This window comes from Pseudomonas sp. St290, from assembly GCF_018325805.1.
Lineage (GTDB): Bacteria > Pseudomonadota > Gammaproteobacteria > Pseudomonadales > Pseudomonadaceae > Aquipseudomonas > Aquipseudomonas bijieensis.
This window is the reverse complement of record NZ_AP014703.1, coordinates 1,227,858-1,252,387: the sequence shown is the minus strand read 5'-3', so window position 1 is coordinate 1,252,387 and position 24,530 is coordinate 1,227,858. Positions and strand designations below refer to the sequence as shown.

23 protein-coding genes are annotated in these 24,530 nt (G+C 61.0%); 9 read left to right on the top strand and 14 right to left on the bottom strand.

Going from position 1 to position 24,530, the window contains the following annotated elements:
• Positions 1–83: 83 nt before the first annotated feature.
• The gene (locus tag PBDP_RS05355; protein ID WP_109753653.1) at positions 84–626 is read right to left on the bottom strand and encodes a YaeQ family protein; all 543 of its coding nucleotides are present in this window, start codon (positions 624–626) and stop codon (positions 84–86) included.
• A gap of 147 nt (positions 627–773) precedes the next feature.
• Here PBDP_RS05355 and PBDP_RS05350 point away from each other — a divergent pair, with 147 nt between their 5' ends.
• On the top strand, positions 774–1,973 hold the full coding sequence (locus PBDP_RS05350; RefSeq protein ID WP_212801923.1) for a CaiB/BaiF CoA transferase family protein: 1,200 nt from the start codon (positions 774–776) through the stop codon (positions 1,971–1,973).
• Positions 1,974–2,381: 408 nt separating this feature from the next.
• Here the strand turns inward: PBDP_RS05350 and PBDP_RS05345 are convergent, their stop codons facing one another.
• The 11 genes from PBDP_RS05345 to ffh form a co-directional block, all read right to left on the bottom strand.
• Positions 2,382–2,669 (bottom strand): DUF3509 domain-containing protein, encoded by a 288-nt coding sequence (locus PBDP_RS05345; RefSeq protein ID WP_109753651.1) that lies wholly within the window; start codon positions 2,667–2,669, stop codon positions 2,382–2,384.
• 184 nt (positions 2,670–2,853) lie between these two features.
• Positions 2,854–4,224 carry a transporter substrate-binding domain-containing protein gene (locus tag PBDP_RS05340; RefSeq protein ID WP_116831532.1) on the bottom strand — a complete coding sequence of 457 codons (1,371 nt, stop codon included), beginning with the start codon at positions 4,222–4,224 and terminating at the stop codon, positions 2,854–2,856.
• A gap of 119 nt (positions 4,225–4,343) precedes the next feature.
• Positions 4,344–5,753 (bottom strand): threonine synthase, encoded by a 1,410-nt coding sequence (gene thrC / locus PBDP_RS05335; protein WP_109753649.1) that lies wholly within the window; start codon positions 5,751–5,753, stop codon positions 4,344–4,346.
• A gap of 105 nt (positions 5,754–5,858) precedes the next feature.
• Entirely contained in the window at positions 5,859–7,163 is a 1,305-nt protein-coding gene (locus PBDP_RS05330) for a homoserine dehydrogenase (protein ID WP_003198098.1), read from the bottom strand.
• A gap of 132 nt (positions 7,164–7,295) precedes the next feature.
• A complete protein-coding gene (locus PBDP_RS05325) occupies positions 7,296–8,027 on the bottom strand; it encodes a DsbC family protein (RefSeq protein ID WP_063322825.1) in 732 nt (243 codons plus the stop codon).
• 262 nt (positions 8,028–8,289) lie between these two features.
• Complete coding sequence (gene xerD / locus PBDP_RS05320) at positions 8,290–9,186, bottom strand: site-specific tyrosine recombinase XerD (RefSeq protein ID WP_116831531.1); 897 nt, start codon at positions 9,184–9,186, stop codon at positions 8,290–8,292.
• Positions 9,187–9,317: 131 nt separating this feature from the next.
• Complete coding sequence (rplS, locus tag PBDP_RS05315) at positions 9,318–9,668, bottom strand: 50S ribosomal protein L19 (RefSeq protein WP_003175895.1); 351 nt, start codon at positions 9,666–9,668, stop codon at positions 9,318–9,320.
• Positions 9,669–9,713: 45 nt separating this feature from the next.
• On the bottom strand, positions 9,714–10,487 hold the full coding sequence (trmD, locus tag PBDP_RS05310) for a tRNA (guanosine(37)-N1)-methyltransferase TrmD (RefSeq protein WP_170845966.1): 774 nt from the start codon (positions 10,485–10,487) through the stop codon (positions 9,714–9,716).
• Entirely contained in the window at positions 10,469–11,005 is a 537-nt protein-coding gene (rimM, locus tag PBDP_RS05305; RefSeq protein WP_053182269.1) for a ribosome maturation factor RimM, read from the bottom strand. Before rimM ends, trmD begins: the two co-directional genes overlap by 19 nt.
• Before the next feature lie 5 nt (positions 11,006–11,010).
• Entirely contained in the window at positions 11,011–11,262 is a 252-nt protein-coding gene (gene rpsP, locus PBDP_RS05300) for a 30S ribosomal protein S16 (protein WP_003198088.1), read from the bottom strand.
• A gap of 250 nt (positions 11,263–11,512) precedes the next feature.
• A complete protein-coding gene (gene ffh, locus PBDP_RS05295) occupies positions 11,513–12,889 on the bottom strand; it encodes a signal recognition particle protein (RefSeq protein ID WP_060739058.1) in 1,377 nt (458 codons plus the stop codon).
• Between the two features lie 206 nt (positions 12,890–13,095).
• Between ffh and PBDP_RS05290 the strand changes: the two genes are divergently transcribed.
• The 8 genes from PBDP_RS05290 (at position 13,096) to cmoB (ending at position 22,492) form a co-directional block, all read left to right on the top strand.
• On the top strand, positions 13,096–13,908 hold the full coding sequence (locus PBDP_RS05290) for a cytochrome C assembly family protein (RefSeq protein WP_109753647.1): 813 nt from the start codon (positions 13,096–13,098) through the stop codon (positions 13,906–13,908).
• Positions 13,909–13,920: 12 nt separating this feature from the next.
• The gene (locus PBDP_RS05285) at positions 13,921–15,162 is read left to right on the top strand and encodes an HlyC/CorC family transporter (protein WP_212801922.1); all 1,242 of its coding nucleotides are present in this window, start codon (positions 13,921–13,923) and stop codon (positions 15,160–15,162) included.
• A 408-nt stretch (positions 15,163–15,570) separates the two neighbouring features.
• Positions 15,571–16,884: an MFS transporter gene (locus tag PBDP_RS05280; RefSeq protein ID WP_109753644.1), complete on the top strand. Its 1,314-nt coding sequence runs from the start codon at positions 15,571–15,573 to the stop codon at positions 16,882–16,884.
• Between the two features lie 154 nt (positions 16,885–17,038).
• On the top strand, positions 17,039–19,456 hold the full coding sequence (gene lon, locus PBDP_RS05275; protein WP_109753643.1) for an endopeptidase La: 2,418 nt from the start codon (positions 17,039–17,041) through the stop codon (positions 19,454–19,456).
• A 216-nt stretch (positions 19,457–19,672) separates the two neighbouring features.
• Positions 19,673–20,065, top strand: a complete 393-nt coding sequence (locus tag PBDP_RS05270; RefSeq protein ID WP_109753642.1) for a protease inhibitor I42 family protein — start codon at positions 19,673–19,675, stop codon at positions 20,063–20,065.
• Between the two features lie 2 nt (positions 20,066–20,067).
• On the top strand, positions 20,068–20,703 hold the full coding sequence (locus PBDP_RS05265) for a lysoplasmalogenase (protein WP_109753641.1): 636 nt from the start codon (positions 20,068–20,070) through the stop codon (positions 20,701–20,703).
• 92 nt (positions 20,704–20,795) lie between these two features.
• On the top strand, positions 20,796–21,539 hold the full coding sequence (cmoA, locus tag PBDP_RS05260) for a carboxy-S-adenosyl-L-methionine synthase CmoA (protein ID WP_109753640.1): 744 nt from the start codon (positions 20,796–20,798) through the stop codon (positions 21,537–21,539).
• Entirely contained in the window at positions 21,536–22,492 is a 957-nt protein-coding gene (gene cmoB, locus PBDP_RS05255) for a tRNA 5-methoxyuridine(34)/uridine 5-oxyacetic acid(34) synthase CmoB (protein WP_116831527.1), read from the top strand. The genes cmoA and cmoB overlap by 4 nt, the downstream gene beginning before the upstream one ends.
• Before the next feature lie 158 nt (positions 22,493–22,650).
• Here the strand turns inward: cmoB and tadA are convergent, their stop codons facing one another.
• On the bottom strand, positions 22,651–23,148 hold the full coding sequence (gene tadA / locus PBDP_RS05250) for a tRNA adenosine(34) deaminase TadA (RefSeq protein ID WP_060739067.1): 498 nt from the start codon (positions 23,146–23,148) through the stop codon (positions 22,651–22,653).
• Positions 23,148–24,524 (bottom strand): multicopper oxidase family protein, encoded by a 1,377-nt coding sequence (locus PBDP_RS05245; protein ID WP_109753638.1) that lies wholly within the window; start codon positions 24,522–24,524, stop codon positions 23,148–23,150. Before PBDP_RS05245 ends, tadA begins: the two co-directional genes overlap by 1 nt.
• Between the last annotated feature and the right edge of the window lie 6 nt (positions 24,525–24,530).

Sequence of the window (24,530 nt, the reverse complement as noted above, 5' to 3'; positions counted from 1 at the left end):
GGCCCCCTTTTGTGGGTGCTGCGCACCCAAGCGGGAGCAAGCTCCCTCGCCACAATGAGTTCACTCAATACCGGGTCAATGGCTCAACCACGCTCGCCCAGCAGCCATTGCAGCTGGACTTCATGCTGACCACGGTCGTCGGTGACGAAAATCGTACCCTCGCTGATCATCACATCCCACTTGATCACGCGAGGCATGTCCTGGGCCAGGGTTTCCAGCACTTCCTGAGGCACGGCGGCGATGTTGACGTTCTTCAGGTTTTTGACGGCCGGGATCACCTTGCCTTCCCACACTCGCAGGCTGCCGTAGGCCAGCAGGCTGGTACGCTCGGTGCGACGCGAACACCAGGTCAGGCGATCGGCGTCGGGCTGGCCGACTTCGATCCAGTGCAAAACACGGTCATCCAGGCTTTTTTCCCACAGCGCGGGTTCATCGACGTCTGACAGACCACGACCAAACGCCAGCAGCTCGTTGTACCAGAACGCGTAGGCCAACAGGCGCACGGTCATGCGCTCTTCGGTCTCCGAAGGATGGCGGGCGATGGTCTGCTTCACATTCTCATACACACTGCGGTCGAGGTCGGTGAGGTTCAGTTCAAACTTATAAGTCGTGGACGGCTGGGCCATGAACGGGCTTCTTGATACGAGGAAAGGCGGCAAGTCTAACCGATGACGCGGGCAATCCACGAATTGCCGACCATCAACCTGCGGCGACCAGCCTTGGCCTATGATAAAACGCTCTATTCGTTCTGCCTTTGTCCTACAGGATCTGTCATGTCGCTTACTGCCAAACCCCTTGCCGGCGTCAAAGTCGTCGAACTCGGCACCTTGATCGCCGGGCCCTTCGCCTCGCGCATCTGCGGCGAATTCGGTGCCGAGATCATCAAGGTCGAATCGCCCGATGGCGGTGATCCGCTGCGCAAGTGGCGCAAGCTGTACGAGGGCACTTCGCTGTGGTGGTTCGTCCAGGCACGCAACAAGAAGTCCCTGACCTTGAACCTCAAACACCCCGAAGGCCTGGCGATCCTGAAAAAACTGCTCGGCGAAGCCGACATCCTGATCGAGAATTTCCGCCCTGGGGTGTTGGAAAAGCTCGGCCTGGGCTGGGATGTCCTGCATGCACTGAACCCGAAACTGGTGATGGTGCGGCTTTCGGGCTTCGGCCAGACCGGGCCGATGAAAGATCAGCCAGGATTTGGCGCGGTGGGCGAATCCATGGGCGGCCTGCGCTACATCACCGGCTTCGAGGATCGCCCGCCCGTGCGCACCGGGATTTCCATCGGCGACTCCATCGCCGCCCTCTGGGGCGTGATTGGCGCATTGATGGCCCTGCGTCACCGCGAGATCAACGGCGGAACCGGGCAAGTGGTGGACGTAGCCTTGTACGAGGCAATTTTCGCCATGATGGAAAGCATGGTGCCGGAATTCGACGTGTTCGGATTCATCCGCGAACGCACCGGCAACATCATGCCCGGCATCACCCCCTCGTCCATCCACACCAGCGCCGACGGCAAGCACGTGCAAATTGGCGCCAATGGCGACGCGATCTTCAAGCGTTTCATGCAAATCATCGGCCGCGACGACTTGGCCAACGACCCGCAACTGGCCAGCAATGATGGCCGTGACGAGCGCCGTGATGAGCTGTACGGGGTCATCGATCGCTGGGTCAACTCACTGCCGCTCGATACTGTCATCGACCAATTGAACCAGGCCGAGGTCCCGGCCAGCCGGATCTTCAGTGCCGAGGATATGTTCAGCGACCCGCAATTCCTGGCCCGTGAAATGTTCCTGCAGGCCAAGCTGCCGGACGGCAAGGCGTTCAAGATGCCGGGAATCGTACCGAAGCTTTCCGACACCCCGGGCACCTCCGAATGGGTCGGACCAGCGCTGGGGGAACACAACGCCCTGGTGCTCGGCGAGCTGGGCTACGACGCGCAGCAGATCGCCAAGCTGCGCAGCGACGGCGCCATTTGATGCACCATGCTGCGAGCGAAAACCGGCGGTCCACTGAAAATCAACTGTGGGAGGCGAGCTTGCTCGCGATAGCATCGGTTCAGCCGACTTGATGTTGACTGGCACACCGCAATCGCGAGCAGGCTCGCTCCCACAATGGGATTGGTGTGCGACCGGGAGAACCAGGCCGGCTGTCAGGCCGCCTTCGCGAGCAAGCTCGCTCCCACAAAGACTCCAGCACCTGCCCCAACACGCTAAAACGTAAACGCCAGGCAAAAAGAAACCCCGAGAAGTGGGGAGACAACTCGGGGTTAAACGTGACCATTCAAGGTCCGTACAACAAGCGACAAGCACCGGAGCACAATGCTCGCTCTTGTTGGTAAAGAGTCTGACTCATTAGGCAGTAGGAAGGTTCCCACAAAATCCCGGTCAATTCGCCGCGCCCATGACCTTGTCGCGCGCCAGATTACGCAGCGCCGCAATCACACAAGGCTCCAGGCGACCCTCGGCAATCAGCACATCGCGATGCAGGCCATCGACCACATCCGTCAACTGACGCTTGTCGGTCAATTGGGCCTGATTGAACACTCGCTCGACCATAATGGCCCCGGAGGCATTCTTCAGCGTCACCAGGCATTCGCCCTTGGCGCCGGAGGGAGTCAGCGTGACCTGATACGGGCTCAAAGCCTCACCCAGCAATAGGCTGATACTTTCCATTCGCTCACCCTTCAATAGTCCGAAAACAACTGCATGTTCACAGTAAGTGACCGTGGGCCGCAGCAGAAAGTTCGTCAGCGCACCGAACCGGCACGCCTTCAACCTGTTCAACCAAGCATGCGCGTCCAATATGACAGGCAAACAACAGCTTTCTCTAGCAGCCTTTGCGTGGTGACGGTCGGCATCAAGCCATGAACCTGTCGCAACGGCGCAAACGCCGCCCGACATCGGACCAGCCCCCCAGGATGCCGCGCAATTGCCCATCGGCCCCATAGAAAGGCACCGACCAATGATAGATTTCCCGCAATTGGCCGCTGAACATCAATTGCCGGTCGAAGAACCGAGACTGGCCAGTGCGCAATTGCTCCATCACCTCCCCATGCAGCAACTGCGCGGTGGCTGGCGGGAATGCTGCCGAATCCGTCAGCCGCGTGCCCCGAAGCTTTTCGAAGCGGGTCGCAAACTGGTCCTCGTAGCTTTTGTTGCACATGATCAGGCGCCCCTCCAGATCACGGATGAAAATCGGGTCGGGAATGGCATCCATCAAGGCCCGCTGGAGCATCAACTGGTCCTTGAGAACCGCTTCGGCCTTGAGGCGTTGATCGATCTGAATCTGCAGGCGGCGGTTCCACAGCAGGGACAAGAGGCCAAAGACCACGACCACGGTCACACACCAGTAACCCCATCGAGACAGCCGCTCCCAGATCGATGGCGCCTGGACCGGCGTAATGCCGGCCATCCACTTGGTGCGCAGCGCGCGCATGTCCTCGGCCGGAAAAGCTTCCAAGGCTTTATTCAAGATGCTCAACAGCGCGGACAGGTCCTGGCGTACCGCCAGGTAGTCCGGTTCCCACTTGCCCTCGAGGCCGCTGCCTACCTGCAATTGCCCGGCTGGATAGAGATGCACCCCGGTTTCATTTTCGATGGTGGCATAGGCTTCCCGGCTCTCTACCAGCGCCCGCGCCTCACCATAGGTCTTGGTCGTACGCAATTTGATCGCCGGGTAATCGCGCCTGATTTCCGCTTCCAATGCATGCCGTGCCGGCAATGCCAGGACCTTCCCTTCAAGCTGCTCCAGCGAATGAAGAGACGATTCCCCGTCACGGCCGACGAATACCCAGCCGGAACCGCCGAATGCATGACTGAAACTCAGAAAATCCCTACGTTCTTCATTCATCGCCAGCAGGGTCGTCATGTCGGCCTCGCCATTCTCCAGCATCGTCAGCAACTCGCCGGGGGAGAACGACTCCCGATGCACGAACTCAAGGCCGGTCATTTGCGCGATGCGCTGGAGAATGTCGTGGTTCAGTCCGTTCCACTGCCCCTGTTCATTCTTGAACAGGTACAACGGAAACTGCATCGTCGCCACGATGACCCTGGGGTTCTCCTTGATCCACTTCAATTCCTGCGCATCCAGCATCAGGCGCTCGCCAGGATTGAACGGCGGCGTTTCGAAAGCCGCCAACTGCGCCGCGTTCCCCCCCTGCACCGAGTACATCAGCGCCAGGCCCATTACCCAGCCCAAGGCGGGCTTGCCTTTGATAAAAAACGACATCTGCATTTCCTTCGAGATGACTCGCCCGTTCCTCCAAGGGCGAAACCCGACCAGTTTGGCATGCAGAAACAAGAAAGCCCGTCAGGAGACGGGCTTCAAAATGTGACAGATTTACGCGGTCAGAGCGGCTTGCCGCGGTTGCCATGCTGGCTGACAAAGGCCTGCACGGCCTTCAAGTCGTTAGGCAACACGGTGCAACGCTCATCTCGTTCAAACAAATCAGAAAGATGCGCAGGTAGTTCGAGCGCTTTTCCTACACCTGCTTTCTCCACCGCTTCCGGGAACTTGACCGGGTGAGCCGTGCCCAGGATTACCATCGGGATGTCCAGGCTGCGACGGCACTCCCGGGCGGCCCTGACGCCGATGGCCGTGTGCGGATCGAGCAGTTCACCGCTCTGACCAAACACCTCGGCGATGGTTTCGCAGGTCTGTTCATCGTCCACGGCCAGGGAATCGAACAGCTTGCGGGCTTCGGTCCAGCGCTCAGGCTCGACGCTGAAACCACCACCCTGGCGGAAGCTGTCCATCAGGCCGGCAATCGCCGCCCCATTGCGACCGTGCAGATCGAACAGCAGGCGCTCGAAGTTCGACGACACCATGATGTCCATCGAAGGCGACAGCGTGGCATGCAGGGTTTCCTTGACGTACTGGTTGCCACTCATGAAGCGATGCAGGATGTCGTTGCGGTTGGTGGCGACGATCAATTGGTTGATCGGCAGACCCATGTTGCGCGCCAGGTAGCCGGCGAAGATATCGCCGAAGTTGCCGGTCGGCACCGAGAACGACACCGAGCGGGCCGGGCCGCCCAATTGCAGGGCCGCGTGGAAGTAATAAACGATCTGGGCCATGATCCGCGCCCAGTTGATCGAGTTCACCGCCACCAACCGCGTGCCCTTGAGGAAGCTCTGGTCGGCGAAACTGGCCTTGACCATTTCCTGGCAGTCATCGAAGTTGCCTTCGATGGCGATGTTGTGGATGTTATCGCCAAAAATCGTCGTCATCTGCCGACGCTGCACTTCCGAGACCCGGTTGTGCGGGTGCAGGATGAAAATGTCGACGTTCTCGCAATGCTTGCAGCCTTCGATGGCCGCCGAGCCGGTGTCGCCAGAGGTGGCACCGACGATCACCACACGCTCGCCACGCTTTTGCAGCACGTAGTCCAGCAGGCGACCGAGCAATTGCAGAGCGAAGTCCTTGAACGCCAGGGTCGGGCCGTGGAACAGCTCCATGACCCATTCGTTACCGTTGAGCTGACGCAGCGGCGCGATGGCGTTGTGGGAAAAGACGCCATAGGTCTCTTCCAGGATCTTTTTGAAATCGGCGTCCGGGATGCTGCCGGTGACGAACGGGCGCATGACCCGGAAGGCCAGCTCGTGATACGGCAGGCCAGCCCAGGAAGCGATTTCTTCCTGGGTGAAGCGCGGCAGGTTTTCCGGCACATAGAGACCGCCGTCCGTGGCCAGGCCGGCCAGGAGGACATCTTCGAAATTCAGGGCCGGTGCCTGGCCGCGGGTGCTGATATAGCGCATGGGGCAAACCTTCGGTTTGGGCTTCAAGCGTTGAAGTTGCAAGCTACACATCAAAGGCACGTTTGCCTTCGTTCGCGGCCTGCAACTTATCCGCTTGCCGCTAAATTAATTCAAATGTTCAACGCGGATACGGACCACCGGGCCAACGACCCCCTGGAGCGCTTCCAGCGCCGCAATCGCATCGTTGATGCGCTGCTCGACCACACGGTGGGTCAGCAGGATCATCGGCACCAGGCCGTCGTGTTCCTCGACTTCCTTCTGCATGATCGACTCGATGTTGATGCCGCGTTCCGAGAGGATACTCGCCACTTGGGCCAGCACGCCCGGATGGTCCTTGGCCTGGATGCGCAGGTAGTAGGAGCTTTCGCACGCTTCGATCGGAAGAATCGGGTGAGCCGACAGCGAGTCTGGCTGGAAGGCCAGGTGCGGCACACGGTTTTCCGGGTCCGAAGTCATGGCGCGAACCACGTCCACCAGGTCGGCAATCACCGAAGAGGCCGTCGGTTCCATGCCCGCACCAGCGCCGTAGAACAACGTCGAGCCGGAGGCATCACCGTTGACCATCACCGCGTTCATCACGCCGTTGACGTTGGCGATCAGGCGATCGGCCGGGATCAAGGTCGGGTGCACACGCAGCTCGATGCCGTTGGCGGTGCTGCGCGCCACGCCCAGGTGCTTGATGCGATAGCCCAGGGCTTCGGCGTAATTCACGTCAGCGGTGGTCAGCTTGGTGATGCCTTCGGTGTAGGCCTTGTCGAACTGCAATGGAATGCCAAACGCAATGGAGGCCAGGATCGTCAGCTTGTGCGCTGCGTCGATGCCTTCCACGTCGAATGTCGGATCCGCCTCGGCGTAGCCCAGGGCCTGAGCTTCGGCTAGCACATCCTCGAAGGTGCGACCCTTTTCGCGCATCTCGGTGAGGATGAAGTTGCCGGTGCCGTTGATGATCCCCGCGACCCAGTTGATACGGTTGGCCGACAGGCCTTCGCGGATCGCCTTGATCACCGGGATGCCACCGGCCACGGCGGCTTCGAAAGCCACGATCACGCCCTTCTCCCGGGCCTTGGCAAAAATTTCATTACCGTGAACAGCGATAAGCGCCTTGTTCGCGGTGACCACATGCTTGCCATTCTCGATGGCCTTGAGTACCAACTCGCGGGCAACGGTATAGCCGCCCACCAGCTCTATGACGATGTCGATCTCAGGGTTCGTGGCCACTTCGAAGACATCGTTGGTAATCGCAATACCGGTCGTCTGGAACTGAGGCTTTGGCGTGCGCATGGCAATTTGTGCCACTTCGATCCCACGCCCGGCACGACGAGCAATTTCCTCGGCGTTGCGCTGAAGTACGTTGAAGGTGCCGCCACCGACGGTACCTAACCCACAGATGCCTACTTTGACCGGATTCACTCTTGACTCCCCATGAAACGGCCGACGCAAGGTCGGCCGTGAAATACAGCCGCGCAGCAACGCGACTTTTTGTTTAACGGCCCGACGAAGGTTTTCGCCGAGCCGTGATCTTCAGAAGCGAATCGCCCATGATCATTTCGCGCCCAGTGCCAGTTTGGCGACTTGTGGCGCCGGCTGGTAGCCCGGAATCACCTGGCCGTCGGCCAAAACGATGGCCGGCGTACCGTTCACGCCAATGGACTGGCCCAAGGCGAACTGCTTGGAGACCGGGTTCTCGCACTTGGCGGCCTTGATTTCCTTGCCATCGACCATCTTGTCCATGGCCGCTTTCTTGTCCTTGGAGCACCAGACCGCCTGCAACTGCTCATCGCCCGGCGAGCCCAGGCCCTGACGCGGGAACGCGACATAGCGCACTTCGATGCCGCGCTTGTTCAGCTCGGGCACTTCGGCGTGCAGTTTGTGGCAATACGGGCAGGTGGTGTCAGTGAACACCGTGATGTGGGACTTGGTTTCGCCAATCGCCGGATAAACCACGGTTTCAGCGACTGGAATGCCGTTGATCAACTTGGAAATGCCCTGGCGCTCGGTCATTTCGGTGAGATTGACCGGCTTGCCATCCTTGAGCTCGAACAGGTTGCCCTGGACGATGTACTGACCGTCGGCGCTGGCGTAGAGCACGCGGCTGCCCTTGAGCTTGACCTCATACAGGCCGGCCATGGGGCTGGCCGAAATGGTTTCGATCGGCACTTCGAGCTGAAGGTTTTCCAGGCTCTTGCGGATAGCCTTGTCGGCCGCGTCGTCGGCGATGGCAAAGGTACTGGCCAACGCAATGGCGGCGGCGGTGAACATCTGGATCAAACGCATGGGGACTCCTGAGGCGAACAAATGAGACGGGAAACGCCGACCCGCAGATTCGGGTTCCAACCGCCCACTGTGCAAACCGACAAAGCCTACCACATAAGGCTCGCGTGACCGAATGCCGCTGACGCAAGACATTGGTGGCGGCTTTTCCGTGGGAGCGGGCGTGTGGGAGCAAGGCTTGCCCGCGATGGCCGCGCCGCGGTGTAACAACGGAGCCGCGTTATCGTTCATCGCGGACAAGCCTTGCTCCCACAGGGGATTTTATTCAGCCACGCGGGTGATGCCTGGCATGCAGATCCTGCAACCGCGCCCGGGCAACGTGAGTGTAGATCTGGGTGGTGGACAGGTCGCTATGGCCGAGCAACATCTGCACCACTCGCAGGTCGGCGCCGTGGTTGAGCAGGTGCGTGGCGAAGGCGTGGCGCAAGGTGTGAGGCGAAAGAGATTTGTTGATCCCGGCCACCTTGGCCTGGTGCTTGATACGGTGCCAGAAGGTCTGACGGGTCATCTGCTCGCCGCGCAGGCTGGGAAACAGCACGTCGCTGGGACGCCCACCCAGCAATTCATGGCGGGCATCGCGCATGTAGCGCTCGACCCAGACAATCGCTTCCTCCCCCATCGGCACCAGGCGTTCCTTGCTACCTTTGCCCATCACCCGCAGCACACCCTGGCGCAAATTGACCTGCTCCAGCGTCAAGCTGATCAACTCGGTGACACGCAGGCCGCAGGCATACAGGACTTCCAACATGGCCCGGTCGCGCTGACCGATGGCTTCGCTGAGGTCGGGCGCCGCCAGCAACGCTTCCACATCGGCTTCCGACAGGGATTTGGGCAACGGGCGCCCCAATTGCGGCATTTCCACGCGCAAGGTCGGGTCCACCGCAATCAGCTTTTCCCGCAGCAAGTAGCGATAAAACCCACGCAAACCGGAGAGAAACCGCGCGGTCGAGCGTGGTTTGTAGTTCTGCTCCAGGCGCCAGGCCAAGTGATCGAGGATCAACTCCCGGCCGGCATTGACCAGCTCCAGGTGGTTTTCCTGCAACCAGCCGTTGAACAGCGCCAGGTCGCTGCGATAGGCATCGCGGGTGTTATCGGACAGCCCCTTCTCCAGCCACAGGGCGTCGAGAAACTGGTCTATCAGCGGATGATCGATGGCTGGCATAAAGACTCTTGAAGGATGCGGGCACACGGCATCGAAAGGGGAAATGAAGCCATGCAGGGTGCTCAAAGCGCAAATCGCAGGCAACAAAAAAGCAGCCCGCAGGCTGCTTTTTTTTGCATCGGAAGCTGGACTTAAGCCAGTTTTTCCTTGATGCGAGCTGCTTTACCGGACAGGTCACGCAGGTAGTACAGCTTGGCTTTACGCACGTCGCCGCGACGTTTCACAGCCATGCTGTCGATTTGCGGGCTGTAGGTCTGGAAAGTACGCTCTACGCCGACACCGTTGGAGATTTTACGAACGGTGAATGCACTGTTCACGCCACGGTTACGCTTGGCGATAACGACGCCTTCGAACGCTTGCAGACGGGAACGGTCGCCTTCCTTCACTTTCACCTGAACGACAATGGTGTCGCCCGGGGCAAAGGTAGGGATTTCTTTGGTCATCTGCTCTGCTTCGAGTGCAAGGATGATTTTGTTAGTCATGCTGTGCTCCTAAGGCAAGTCGTCGGACTCACCATCGATACGTTGTTAACTATCGTCCCGCTCGCGGATGTATTCCTCGAGCAGCTTCTTCTCTTCTCCAGAAAGCGAGCGGCTTTCCAGAAGATCGGCGCGTCGTTCATAGGTCCGACCAAGGGACTGCTGTAAACGCCAACGCCGGATGTGCGCGTGGTTGCCACTTAGCAACACGTCGGGAACACGCTGATCCGCATACACCTCCGGTCGGGTGTAGTGCGGGCAATCCAGCAGACCATCCGTAAAGGAATCTTCCTCAGCGGAATCTGCATGCCCTAAAGCTCCAGGCAGCAGTCGTGTAACCGCATCGATCAGGACCATCGCCGGCAGCTCGCCGCCAGACAGTACATAGTCGCCAATCGACCACTCTTCATCGACATGAGCTTCAATGAAACGCTCGTCAATGCCTTCGTAACGGCCGGCAATCAGGATCAATGCATCCGAATTCGCCAGCTCGCGTACCGCCGACTGAGTCAGCTGGCGGCCTTGGGGCGACAGGTAGATCACCTTCGCGCCCTCCCCGGCTGCGGTTCTGGCCTGAACCAGAGCGTCTTCCAGGGGCTTGATCTTCATCACCATGCCCGGACCACCGCCAAACGGGCGATCGTCCACAGTGTGATGTCGATCCGTGGTGTAGTCCCGCGGATTCCAACAAGTGAGCTGCAACAGCTCCTGTTTCACCGCGCGGCTGGTTATGCCGTACTCGCTGATGGCGGAAAACATCTCGGGAAACAATGTGATGACTTCAACGCGCAAATTAGCCACGTTTAGAAATCCGCATCCCATTCCACCTTCATCTCGCCTGCGGCAAGGTCGACGGCCAACACGCATTGCTCGGTATAGGGCAACAGGCGTTCGCGATCATCCAGGCTGCCGACGCAAGGCTTGACCACCATGACATCGTTCGAACCGGTCTCGAGCAGGTGATCGATTTTCCCGAGCAATTGCCCGAGGTGGTCGATGACCTTCAGACCCACCAGCTGGTACCAGTAGTACTCGCCGTCGGTCAGTTCAGGGAACAGGTTGCGCGGCACGCAGATCTCATAACCGGCCAGAAGACGCGCTTCTTCACGATCATCGAGACCCTTGAGCTTTGCGACCAGGAACTTGTCGTTCCCACGTCCGCTGACCAGCTCCACCTGTTTCACGCTACCTTCGCGCTTGAGCGTCCAGGTTTTGTAATCCAACAGGTTCTTGATCGGATCAGTAAAGGAATACACCTTCACTTCGCCGCGAACGCCATGTACAGAATAGATCTTGCCGACAACGATCAAATCACCGGCATCTTTTGGCGTCGCGTTCATATTGCTCAGGCCGCAGCCTTAGCCGATTCCTTCAACAACTGAGCAACGCGCTCAGAAGGTTGTGCACCAACGCTCAGCCAGTAGGCTACGCGCTCTTGGTTCACGGACAGACGAACTTCCTGACCACGGGCAACAGGGTTGAAGAAACCAACCTGCTCCTTGTGGGAACCGTCACGCGGGTTGCGGCTGTCGGTTACGGTCAGGTGGTAAAACGGGCGCTTTTTGGAGCCGCCAAGGGCAAGACGGATTGTTAGCATGTGAACATCGTTCCTGTAGTCGGTGCTGCAAATCTAAATGCACAGCGGGCATAGGTGCCCGAAAGGCCGCATATTCTAAGGAATATCCGGCCTTTTGCAAATGTCTTTTTCCGGCGCCTGGGCCGTGCGATCAAGATTTGCCATGGAGCCGTCATGAAAAACGGCAGGTCAGCTCCCGTGCAGCACGGGTTTGCTGGAGATCCCCGCATCCGTGCGGGGCAACGCCGACATGACAGCCGGCGCAGATTCTTTACATTTTCGGCATGCCGCCGCCGGGCAACATACCGCCCATGCCGCGCATCATCTTGGCCATCCCGCCCTTGGCGGAGAATTTCTTCATCATCTTCTGCATCTGCTTGTGTTGCTTGATCAAGCGACCGATGTCCTGCACCTGGGTGCCGGAACCCATGGCGATACGACGCTTGCGCGAACCGCTGATCAGCTCAGGGTCGCGGCGCTCGGCCGGGGTCATGGAGTTGATGATGGCTTCCATCTGCTTGAACTGCTTTTCAGCCGCGCCCTGGGCATTGCCCATCTGCGCCAGGTTCACACCACCGATGTTCGGCAGTTTGTCCATGAGCCCGCCAAGACCGCCCATGTTCTTCATTTGTTGCAGTTGGTCGCGGAAGTCCTCGAGATCGAAGCCCTTGCCCTTCTTCAGCTTCTTGGCCAGTTTGTCGGCCTTGTCCTTGTCGAGCGTCTGCTCGGCCTGCTCGATCAGGCTGAGCACGTCGCCCATGCCGAGGATGCGTGAAGCGATACGTTCGGGGTGGAACGGCTCGAGCGCTTCGCTCTTCTCGCCCATACCGATGAACTTGATCGGCTTGCCGGTGATGGCGCGCACCGACAGCGCGGCACCGCCACGGGCATCGCCGTCGACCTTGGTCAGGATCACGCCGGTCAACGGCAGTGCGTCACCGAACGCCTTGGCGGTGTTAGCCGCGTCCTGGCCGGTCATGGCATCGACCACGAACAGGGTTTCCACCGGGTTGATCGCGGCATGCAACGCCTTGATCTCGCCCATCATCTCTTCATCGATGTGCAGGCGACCGGCGGTATCGACGATGACCACGTCGATGAATTTCAGTTTTGCTTCTTTAATAGCCGCCTGGGCGATGTCCACCGGCTTCTGGCTCAGGTCGGACGGGAAGAACGTCACGCCGATATCGTTGGCCAGGGTTTCCAGCTGCTTGATGGCCGCCGGACGATAGATGTCCGCGGACACCACCATCACCGACTTTTTCTTGCGCTCTTTAAGGAAGCGAGCCAGCTTGCCGGCCGTCGTGGTCTTGCCCGCGCCTTGCAGACCTGCCATCAGCACCACCGCTGGCGGTACGGCGGCGAGGTTCAGGTCTTCGTTGGCGGCGCCCATGAGGCTTTCGAGTTCGGCCTGGACGATCTTCACGAACGCCTGGCCCGGCGTCAGGCTGCGCGACACTTCGGTGCCGACGGCGCGTTCCTTGACCGAATTGACGAAGTCCTTGACCACCGGCAGGGCGACGTCGGCTTCGAGCAACGCCATGCGCACTTCGCGCAGGGTGTCTTTGATGTTGTCCTCGGTCAGTTTCGCCTTGCCGGTGACATGGCGCAGCGTCTGCGAGAGACGGTCGGTTAGGTTTTCAAACATGCGCGATCCTTTCAGGCCCAGATGAGACCGGGATAATGGCGGCCCAGACCGTGAAAAATGTGCTCGGCGAGCCTGCGGCGTGGGCAGGTCGCGGATTATAGCGAAGAAGCGGGCGACGTACACCTTACTGTCAGTTGCGGTGGTCTTTCGTGCGGAGGGGGTTCTATGCCAAACTCAGCGCCTTTCGGGCTTGCCTAACAGGATTTATGCTCCCCTTGTCACCCAGCTTGTTTGCCACGCTCGCCGCCGCTTGCCTTTATGCCGCTGCGACCCTCTATCAAGGCTCACGCCTGGCCACCGGTGCCAAGGCGAACAAACGCCTGCTGGTCACGCTTGGCGTGCTGGCGGTGCTCGGCCATGCGGCCAGCCTTTATACCCACCTGATGACGCCGATCGGCCTGGGCCTGGACTTTTTCAACGCCGCCAGCCTGATCGCCGTCGCCGTGATCGCCCTGACACTAGTGGCCTGCTCGCGCATCCCGGTGGAAAACCTGCTGGTGCTGCTGTTCCCGCTGGGGCTGGCCACGGTGCTGCTGGCGCAGTTCGCGCCGTCGGGTACAGTGCAGATCATCGATGAAGAGCCGGGCATCCTCGCCCACATCCTGCTGTCGATCCTGGCCTATGGCCTGTTCACCATCGCGGTGTTCCAGGCCCTGCTGTTACTGGTGCAGGACCATCAGCTCAAGAACAAGCACCCGTCCGGGCTGATCCGCAATTTCCCGCCGCTGCAAACCATGGAGAGCCTGCTGTTCGGCTTCCTCTGGGCCGGTTGGGGCTTGCTGTCACTGTCGCTGATCTCCGGCTGGTTGTTCGTCGAGAACCTGTTCGCCCAGCACCTGGTGCACAAGACCCTGCTCGCCTGCCTGGCATGGATAGTCTTCAGCGTGCTGCTGTGGGGCCGCAACCGCCTCGGCTGGCGCGGGCACAAGGCGATTCGCTGGACCCTTGCCGGTTTCTGCCTGCTGATGCTCGCGTACTTCGGCAGCAAGCTGGTCCGCGAATACATCCTGCATGTGTGACGGACGGCCCTGATGGATACGTTGCCCGTGGCGCCGCTGTTTGCCGTGCTGGTGGTGCTGATCCTCTGGTCGGCCCTGTTCACCGCGATCGAAGCCGCCCAGCAACACCTGCTGGCCCAGCGTACGGCCTCGCGCGCCACTGACAAACCGCTGGCGACGCTGACATTCCCGCTGGCTAGCCTGATCCTGTGCAATACCCTCTGCCGCACCCTGGCCGTGGTCATCGGCACCTTGCTGGCGATTTTTACCTGGCTGGAAAACGGCCCCTGGGTGGCCTGGCTCGGCACCAGCGCCGCCCTGCTGGTGTTTGCCGACTACCTGCCGCGCACCTTGGCCACTCGCCAGCCCGAAGCGGTGCTGGCACTAGGCAACACCTTGCTGGGCATACCGTTGAAGATCCTCTATCCGTTTGCCTGGCTGTTGAATGGCGCCAGCCAATTGCTGCTGCGCCCATTTGCCCGCAAGGCCAGCATGGTGCAACAGAGCGACGACGAAATGCCCGCGCCACCGCGTAGCGAGCATGAACCGGAGCACAACAGCGGCCGGCTGCACCCGATTTCCGGCATCCACGCCCTGGACAACATCACCGTCAACGATATCCTCGTGCCCCGCAGCGAGGTCGATGGCATCAACCTCGACGACCCCATCGGCGAGATCATCGAACAGCTACGCCTGAACCGTCGTACCCGCCTGCCGGTGTTCCACAGCGACATCAACCAGGTCGAAGCGGTGCTCAACACCCGCCAGATCCGCCACCTGCTGGCGGACGCGAGCCTGACCAAGGAAGCGCTGCTGGCCGCCTCCCACGATCCCTACTTCGTGCCCGAGAGCACACCACTGCAGCTGCAATTGCTGAATTTCCACAAGCAGCAGCGGCGCCTGGGCATGGTGGTGGACGAATACGGCGAAGTGCTGGGCATCGTCACCCTGGAAGACATCCTCGAAGAAATCGTCGGCGAATTCGAAAGCGAGCACAGCCTCGACAATCCCCATGTCCATCCCCAGCCCGATGGCCGCCTGATGATCGATGGCGCGGCGTCGATTCGTGAGTTGAACAGGACCCTGGGCTGGCACCTGCCTTGCGACGGCCCCAAAACCCTCAACGGGCTGGTGACCGAAGCCCTGGAAACCATTCCCGAAAGCCCGGTATGCCTGAAGATCGGGCGGTATCGACTGGAAATCATCGAAACCGTGGACAACCGTGTGAGCCAGGTGCTGGCGTGGCATAACAGCTCGGTGCCTGCTGTTTCCTGAATCCCAAGTGAAACACCGTTGTGGCGAGGGGATTTATCCCCGCTGGGCTGCAAAGCAGCCCCAAATACAGTCAACTCAATTTTGCCTGGCGCACCGAGTTGTCGGGTTTTAGGGCTGCTGCGCAGCCCAGCGGGGATAAATCCCCTCGCCACAGAAGCTCAGCGCACGCTTCAATATTGTGTGCGGGCTCTCTTGTTGATTCGTTAGCCTCCTTCCTATACTCAAGCCGCTTACCGGACCCTGCGTCTACCCTGCACTCAGCCGGTTCCGGTCCGACCATCGGCGAAATCCGCATCAGCCCTGCGACTGTTCCTACCCGAAACAGCGAAAGGGTACCCGCCCACATCCCTGGGCGTTCGACCATAATAATTCGCTCCAACGGAGCACATGACTGTCAGGGATAACCGCATGACGACCACTACCTGCAACGAGGCTGTGCCTGTCCAGCCGACAAATTCCGCCACCCGCGTGGCGACCGCAAGCTTCATCGGCACCGCCATCGAGTTCTACGATTTCTACGTCTATGCCACGGCGGCGGCCCTGGTGATCGGGCCGGTGTTCTTCCCGCAAACTTCTGGTACGGCACAGATGCTGTCGTCTTTCCTGACGTTCGGCATCGCCTTCCTCGCCCGGCCGCTGGGCTCGGCGCTGTTCGGCCACTTCGGCGACCGGATCGGGCGCAAGTCCACGCTGGTGGCGTCCCTGCTGCTGATGGGGGTGTGCACCACGCTCATCGGCGTGCTGCCCGGTTATGCCAGCATTGGCGCCTGGGCACCGGTCCTGCTGTGCCTGCTGCGTTTCGGCCAGGGCCTGGGCTTGGGCGGTGAATGGGGCGGGGCGGCGCTGCTTGCCACCGAGAACGCGCCCAAAGGCAAGCGTGCCTGGTTCGGCATGTTCCCCCAGTTGGGGCCGTCCATCGGCTTCCTGGCGGCCAATGGGCTGTTCCTGACCCTGGCCATGAGCCTGGACGATGAGCAATTCCGCTCCTGGGGCTGGCGGATTCCGTTCCTGCTCAGCGCCGTGCTGGTGATCGTCGGCCTCTATGTGCGGCTCAAACTCCATGAAACCCCGGTATTCGCCAATGCCATGGCCCGCCAGGAGCGGGTCAAGGTGCCGTTGGTCGAGCTGTTCAGCCAGTACTGGGCGCCGACGCTGCTGGGCGCGGCGGCGATGGTGGTGTGTTACGCGCTGTTCTATATCTCGACGGTGTTTTCCCTGAGCTACGGCGTGTCCACCCTCGGCTACAGCCGCGAGACATTCCTGGGCCTGCTGTGCTTTGCCGTGCTGTTCATGGCCGCCGCTACCCCCCTGTCGGCCTGGGCCAGCGACCGCTACGGCCGCAAACCGATATTGATCCTCGGCGGTGTGCTGGCAATTGCCTCGGGTTTCCTCATGGAACCCTTGCTGACCCACGGGTCGACCGGGGGCGTGGCACTGTTCCTGTGCATCGAGCTGTTCCTGATGGGTGTGACCTTTGCCCCCATGGGCGCCTTGCTCCCGGAGCTGTTTCCGACCCACGTGCGTTACACCGGCGCCTCGGCCGCCTACAACCTGGGCGGTATCGTCGGTGCCTCGGCCGCGCCGTTCTTCGCCCAGAAACTGGTGGCGATGGGCGGTTTGAGTTATGTCGGAGGCTATGTTTCAGCAGCCGCGCTGCTCAGCGTGATCGCCGTGCTGTGCCTGAAGGAGACGCGCCACAACGACTTGAACCGGGTCGCCTAGGTTGAGGCCCGTGGCGAGCGCTGCATGCCTCGCCACGGGAAGCTGTCGCAAGCCTGAACACCCGCCAATGAAATAACCGCTAACAGTCGCTTACCATTGAAACCACCCCCCACCTGCCCCATCTAAGACCCATACCCCATTGCGCAGGTGCCCCATGAGCGACCAGCACTCTACTGAAGCCACTCACGATTACGACGCTGACTCCGAACACATCGAACACACCTCGTCCGGTACCGGCCTGGCCCTGCCTGGCCAGAACCTGCCGGACAAGGTCTATATCATCCCCATCCACAATCGCCCCTTCTTCCCGGCCCAGGTGTTGCCGGTCATCGTCAACGAAGAACCGTGGGCCGAGACCCTGGAGCTGGTGGCCAAGTCCGAACACCACTCCCTGGCACTGTTCTTCATGGACACGCCCCAGGAAGACCCGCGCCATTTCGACACCTCGAAACTGCCGCTGTACGGCACGCTGGTGAAGGTGCATCACGCCAGCCGGGAAGGCGGCAAGCTGCAGTTCGTCGCCCAGGGCCTGACTCGCGTGCGCATCCGCACCTGGCTCAAGCACCATCGCCCACCGTATCTGGTGGAAGTCGAATACCCGCACCAGCCGAGCGAGCCGACCGACGAGGTCAAGGCCTACGGCATGGCGCTGATCAACGCGATCAAGGAACTGCTGCCACTCAACCCGCTGTATAGCGAAGAGCTGAAGAACTACCTCAACCGCTTCAGCCCCAACGACCCATCGCCACTGACCGACTTTGCCGCCGCGCTCACCTCCGCCACCGGCAGCGAACTGCAGGAAGTGCTCGACTGCGTGCCCATGCTCAAGCGCATGGAAAAAGTGCTGCCGATGCTGCGCAAGGAAGTCGAAGTGGCGCGGCTGCAGAAAGAGATTTCCGCCGAGGTCAACAACAAGATCGGCGAGCATCAGCGCGAGTTCTTCCTCAAGGAACAGCTCAAGGTCATCCAGCAGGAGCTGGGGCTGACCAAGGACGACCGCAGCGCCGATATCGAACAGTTCGAGCAACGGCTGGAAGGCAAGGTGCTGTCGGCCCAGGCGCAGAAGCGCATCGAAGAGGAGATGAACAAACTCTCCATCCTGGAAACCGGCTCGCCGGAATACGCCGTTACCCGCAATTACCTGGATTGGGCAACCTCGGTGCCGTGGGGCGTGTACGGCCAGGACAAACTTGACCTCAAGCATGCCCGCAAGGTTCTCGACCAGCACCACGCCGGCCTGGACGACATCAAGGACCGTATCCTGGAATTCCTCGCCGTCGGTGCCTACAAAGGCGAGATCAGCGGCTCTATCGTGTTGCTGGTGGGCCCGCCGGGCGTGGGCAAGACCAGCGTCGGCAAGTCCATCGCCGAGTCCCTGGGGCGGCCGTTCTACCGTTTCAGCGTTGGCGGCATGCGCGACGAAGCCGAGATCAAGGGCCATCGGCGCACCTACATCGGTGCCCAGCCGGGCAAGCTGGTACAGGCGCTCAAGGATGTCGAGGTAATGAACCCGGTGATCATGCTCGATGAGATCGACAAGATGGGCCAGAGCTACCAGGGCGACCCGGCGTCGGCCCTGCTCGAGACCCTCGACCCGGAACAGAACGTCGAATTTCTCGATCACTACCTGGACCTGCGCCTGGATCTGTCGAAAGTGCTCTTCATCTGCACCGCCAACACCCTGGACTCGATCCCCGGCCCCTTGCTGGACCGGATGGAAGTGATCCGCCTGTCGGGTTACATCACCGAAGAAAAAGTCGCCATCGCCAAGCGCCACTTGTGGCCCAAGCAGTTGGCCAAGGCCGGCGTGTCCAAGGGCAGCCTGAGCATCAACGACAGCGCCCTCAAAGCCCTGATCGACGGCTACGCCCGTGAAGCCGGGGTGCGGCAGTTGGAGAAACAACTGGGCAAACTGGTGCGCAAGGCGGTGATGAAGCTGATCGACGACCCCAAAGCGGTGATCAAGCTCGGGCCGAAAGACCTGGAGGCCTCCCTGGGCAAACCGGTGTTCCGCAACGAGCAGGTGTTGTCCGGCGTCGGAGTGATTACCGGCCTGGCCTGGACCAGCATGGGCGGCGCGACCTTACCCATCGAGGCAACGCGCATCCACACCCTCAATCGCGGTTTCAAGCTGACCGGGCAACTGGGCGACGTGATGAAAGAGTCGGCGGAAATCGCCCACAGCTACGTCAGTTCGCACCTGAAGCAATTCGGCGGCGATCCGAAATTCTTCGACGAGGCCTTCGTTCACCTGCACGTACCGGAAGGCGCCACGCCCAAGGACGGCCCGAGCGCCGGGGTCACCATGGCCAGCGCCCTGCTGTCCCTGGCCCGTAACCAGCCACCGAAAAAAGGCGTGGCCATGACCGGCGAACTGACCCTTACCGGGCATGTACTGCCGATCGGCGGCGTGCGCGAGAAAGTGATCGCGGCGCGACGGCAGAAAATCAATGAACTGATCCTGCCGGAAGCCAACCGGGGCAATTTCGAAGAACTGCCGGACTACCTCAAGGAAGGCGTCACGGTGCACTTTGCCAAGCGGTTTGCGGATGTGGCCAAGGTGTTGTTCTGATAGAACTGTAGCGCTTATGCGGGCCCCATCGCGGGCAAGCCTTGCTCCCACAGGGTTTAATGTCGCTCACAGAGTCAGTGTGCGACAAAGATCCATTGTGGGAGCAAGGCTTGCCCGCGATAGCGTCATCAGCGACAGCACTTCCCCAGCTGACACACCTGGTAGCATCTTCGGTTATGCTCGCCGTTCGTCGTGAATGCCGGAGTCATCACCCTTATGTCCATCACCCGCCTGCTCGTCCCCTTGAGCCTCGCCCTGCTGAGCGCCTGCGCCACGCAAAGCGGACGCAACGTGACCGTGGAAAAACTGAGCCAGTGCCCGGTGCGGCTCAATAACGGGCAGAACCTGATTTTGAGCTTGCCGAGCAACCCCACCACCGGTTATCGCTGGGCGATCCAGGATTCGGCCGGCGGCGTGCTCAAAGGCCTCGGCCCCGAGGTTTATCGCAACCCGGAAGACGCCGGCATCGTCGGCGCCGCCGGGGTCTCGACCTGGCGCTTCCAGGCGTTCAACGCCGGCACTGGGCGTCTGCGCCTGACTTATCAACAACCCTGGGCTCCGGAAGTACCGCCCGTGGAAACCTTCGACTGCGCCATTGCGGTGAATTGACCGTGGGTTGGCTGATCCTTGCACTGATGGGCGCAGCCACTTACCTGTACGGCCTGGCCATGCACGCCACGCTGCTGTGTCTGCTGGTCAAGCCTATGCCGGTGCTGGCCCTGCTCGGTTGGCTGCACGATGCGCCGCCAGGCGAGTATCGGCGCTGGATCAGCCTCGGGCTGATTTTTTCGCTGGTGGGCGATGTGTTACTGGCCTGGCCGGGGGATCTGTTCGTGTTCGGCCTTGGCGCGTTTCTGCTGGCGCACCTGGCTTACCTGAAAGCTTACCTGAGCGACTGTCACCGTCCGGCGCTGCTGCCATTGGCCCTGGCCTTGGGCATCGGCGCAGTGCTGTTGGGGATACTGCTGTCGAGCGGTCTCGGGCCGTTGCTGGTGCCGGTGATTGTCTACGGCCTGGCTATCAGCGCCATGCTCTGGCGAGCCCTGGCACGGTTGGGTACCGAGGTGCCGAAACGCTCGGCCTGGCTGGCCGCCGCCGGGGCGCTGGCCTTTGTGTTTTCCGACAGCCTGATCGGCATCAACCGGTTCATACAGCCCTTCCATGCCGCGCCTTATCTGATCATCATCAGTTATTGGCTGGGCCAATGGGGCATCACGGCGTCAGCGTTCCCGCAAAAGCAGCGCTGAACAAAGATCAATGTGGGAGCGAGCAAGCTCGCTCCCACCGGTTTTTTGGTTAAAATGCCGGCCTTTTCACCACCCATGCCGCTGGAACCGCCGTGAGCAAAGAACCCGATCGCCTATTCGCCCAACCCCTGGCCCAAGTGCCGGACTTCGCCTTCAACGAGGACGTGGTGCGGGTGTTTCCGGACATGATCAAGCGTTCGGTGCCGGGTTACCCGACCATCGTCGAAAACCTCGGCGTGCTCGCCGCGCAATTCGCCCAACCCAATAGCGTGCTCTATGACCTGGGTTCGTCCCTGGGTGCGGTGACCCAGGCCCTGCGCCGCCACGTGCGCACCGACGGTTGCCGTGTCATCGCTGTGGATAACTCGGCGGCCATGGTCGAGCGTTGCCGCGAATACCTCAACGGCCAGGACTCGATGTTCCAGGAGTTGCTGCCCGTTGAGGTGATCGAAGGCGACATCCTCGCCCTGACGTTCCAGCCCGCCTCGGTGGTGGCGCTGAACTTCACCCTGCAATTCATCGCGCCGGACCAGCGCACCGCGCTGTTGAGCCGCATTCGCCAGTCGCTGCTGCCCGGCGGCGCCCTGATCCTGTCGGAAAAACTGCGCTTCAACGATGTCGAGGAACACGCCCTGCTCACCGACCTGCACGTGGCGTTCAAGCGCGCCAACGGCTACAGCGAGCTGGAGATTGCCCAGAAACGCAGCGCCATCGAAAACGTCATGAAGCCCGATAGCCTCGAAGAACACCGCGAACGCCTGTTGGCGGCCGGGTTCTCGAAAGTCGTGCCGTGGTTCCAGTGTCTTAACTTCGCCTCGTTGATTGCCCTGCCATGATCGATCTGTCTCCCCTCGCCCGCCGCCTGGCCGGTACCCCCTTGGCCGATTGGGCCGCGACCCTGCAGACGCAACTCGACAGCAAAATGGAAAAAGGCCATGGCGACCTGGAGCGCTGGCAGAACGCTCTCGACGCCTTGCCAATGCTGCAACCGACTGAAATCGACCTGCTGAACGGGCTGACCCTCGACACCGATTGCTCTGACGAAACCCGGGCACGAATGCGCACGGCGTTGATGGGCCTGTCGCCGTGGCGCAAAGGGCCGTTCGACCTGTTTGGCGTGCACGTGGACACCGAATGGCGCTCGGACTGGAAGTGGTCGCGGGTCGCACCGCACCTGGATCTCAAAGGCAAGCGCATCCTCGACGTGGGCTGCGGCAATGGTTACTACATGTGGCGCATGCTCGGCGCCGGGGCCGACACGGTGATCGGCGTCGACCCCAACTGGCTGTTCTTCTGCCAGTTCCAGGCCGTGCAGCGTTACCTGTCACAGCCCAATGCCTGGCACCTGCCATTCCCCTTCGAAGCCTTGCCCGCGGAGCTGGAAGGCTTCGACACGGTGTTCTCCATGGGCGTGTTCTACCATCGCCGCTCGCCGATCGAACACCTGCTGGCCCTCAAGGACTGCCTGGTCAAAGGCGGCGAACTGGTGCTGGAAACCCTGGTGATCGAAGGCGACGAACATCAGGTGCTGGTGCCCGAGGACCGCTACGCGCAGATGCGCAACGTGTGGTTCCTGCCCTCGGTCCCGGCCCTGGAACGCTGGCTGCGCCGCGCCGGGTTCAGCGATGTGCGTTGTGTGGACGTGAGCCTGACCACCGTGGAAGAACAGCGCAGCACCGAGTGGATGAAATACCAGTCGTTGAGTGACTTCCTCGATCCCGCCGACCACAGCAAGACCATCGAAGGACTGCCGGCACCAATGCGGGCAGTGATTGTGGCGCGGAAATAAATCGCCCCGCTGTGTGCAAGCTTCTGTAGGAATGAACCTGTGGGAGCAAGGCTTGCCCGCGATGGCGGCACCGCGGTCTATAGCAAGACCGCGTTATCGTTCATCGCGGGCAAGCCTTGCTCCCACAGAGATTCACTCCCACATTAGGGGGAAAGGTGTCAGTCTGAGGATTTGGCTCTACGGGCCTTGAAGAACTCACTCAACACCGTACTGCACTCTTCAGCCAGCACCCCGCCTTCGAACATCACCCGATGGTTCAGGAAACCCTGGCTGAAAAACTGCCCCTGGCTCTGCACGATCCCGGCCTTGGGCTCCAGGGCGCCGTAGACGACCCGGGCGATACGCGAATGGACGATGAGGCCGGCGCACATGCTGCAGGGCTCCAGCGTCACATAAAGGGTACTGCCGGGCAGGCGATAGTTGCTCACCGCCTGGGCGGCGGCGCGGATGGCGACCATTTCCGCATGGGCGCTGGGGTCGTGGCCGCTGATCGGGCAGTTGAAGCCGCGCCCGATGATCTCGCCATCCTGCACCAGCACCGCGCCCACCGGCACTTCGCCCAGGGCCGCGCCCTGTGCGGCGAGGGCCAGGGCTTCGCGCATGAAGTCCTGGTCACGGCTGCGGTCGATGATTCTGGCGGGGCGAATCTGGCGCATCAAGCCACCTCGATGGCGGCCATCAGGCCGGTTTCCATGTGGTCGATGACATGGCAGTGGAACATCCACACCCCCGGATTATCCGCCACCAGCGCCACCTGCGCCCGCTCGTTCTTGCCCAGCAGGTAAGTGTCGGTGAAGTACGGCACGACCTTGTGCCGGTTCGATGCAATCACCTTGAAGCTCATTCCGTGCAAATGGATCGGATGCTGGTACTGGGTCATGTTCTTCAATTCGAAAATGTAGCTCTGGCCTTTTTTCAGCGTGGCGATTGGCCGGTCGGCGCAGGTCTTGTCGGTGATGTCCCAGGCTTTGCCGTTGATCTGCCACAGACTCGGCGGCTTGCCATTGTCGACGTTGACCGACACCGAGCCGACCCATTCGAAATTGAAGTTGAGTTTCTCGGCATTGGCCAGGTCCGGCTCGGACACCGGGTTGGGTGGCAGCGCCGGCGGCCACTGGGTCGGTGCGTCACTGTTAGGCACCGAACGCAAAGTCCCCAGGCGCACCGGGCCATTGCGCAACGACAGCTCTTCCCCGGCCGGCGGCGCCTTGATCGCCAGGCAAATGCGCATGCCCGGGCCAAGCCAGTATTCCTTGCCCAGCGGGCGCGGTTCGACGGGGTTGCCGTCCAGCGCATAGATCTGCGCTTCAACGCCTGGAATATTGATCCGGTAGGTCAGGGTGTTATCCAGGTTGAGCAAACGCACCCGAGTGATCTGCCCGGCCGGCAGCTCAATCACCGCCTCCGGCACGCCATTGATGGTCGCCAGGCGCCCGGCCGTGCCACCTCGCGCGGCTTCGCGAGGAATGCTGAATGCCACGAACTGGCCTTGCTCGTCCACATGCCAGCTCTTGAGACTCAGGGTTTGTTCGTACTTGAACCCGGTAGGCTCGCGCTCTTCGATGATCAGCGGCCCCACCAGCCCACGCCCGAGCTCCTCGCTGCTGTTGACGTGGGGGTGATACCAATAGCTGCCGGCATCCGGCACGCGGAACTTGTAATCGAAATACTCGCCCGGCAGAACCGGCAGTTGCGAGACATACGGCACGCCGTCCATCTCCAACGGCAAACGGATCCCGTGCCAATGAATGGTGGTGGCAACCGGCAGGTGATTGATGAAGCGCACCCGCAACCATTCGCCCTGGCGCACCCGGAGCTCGGTGCCCGGCGCCGACGGGCCAAAGGCCCAGGCCTGGGTCTTGTGCCCGGCCACCAGCTCGACGTCCAGGGGCGCCGCGATCAATTCATAGTCATGGCCGGCCTCGGCATCCGCCATCTTGCCCAGCCAATACCGCGAAGCACCTCCCGCACCCACACCAACGACAACAAGACCGGCCAGGCCACCGAGTATTTGGCGACGGGTAAAGGACATGAACGC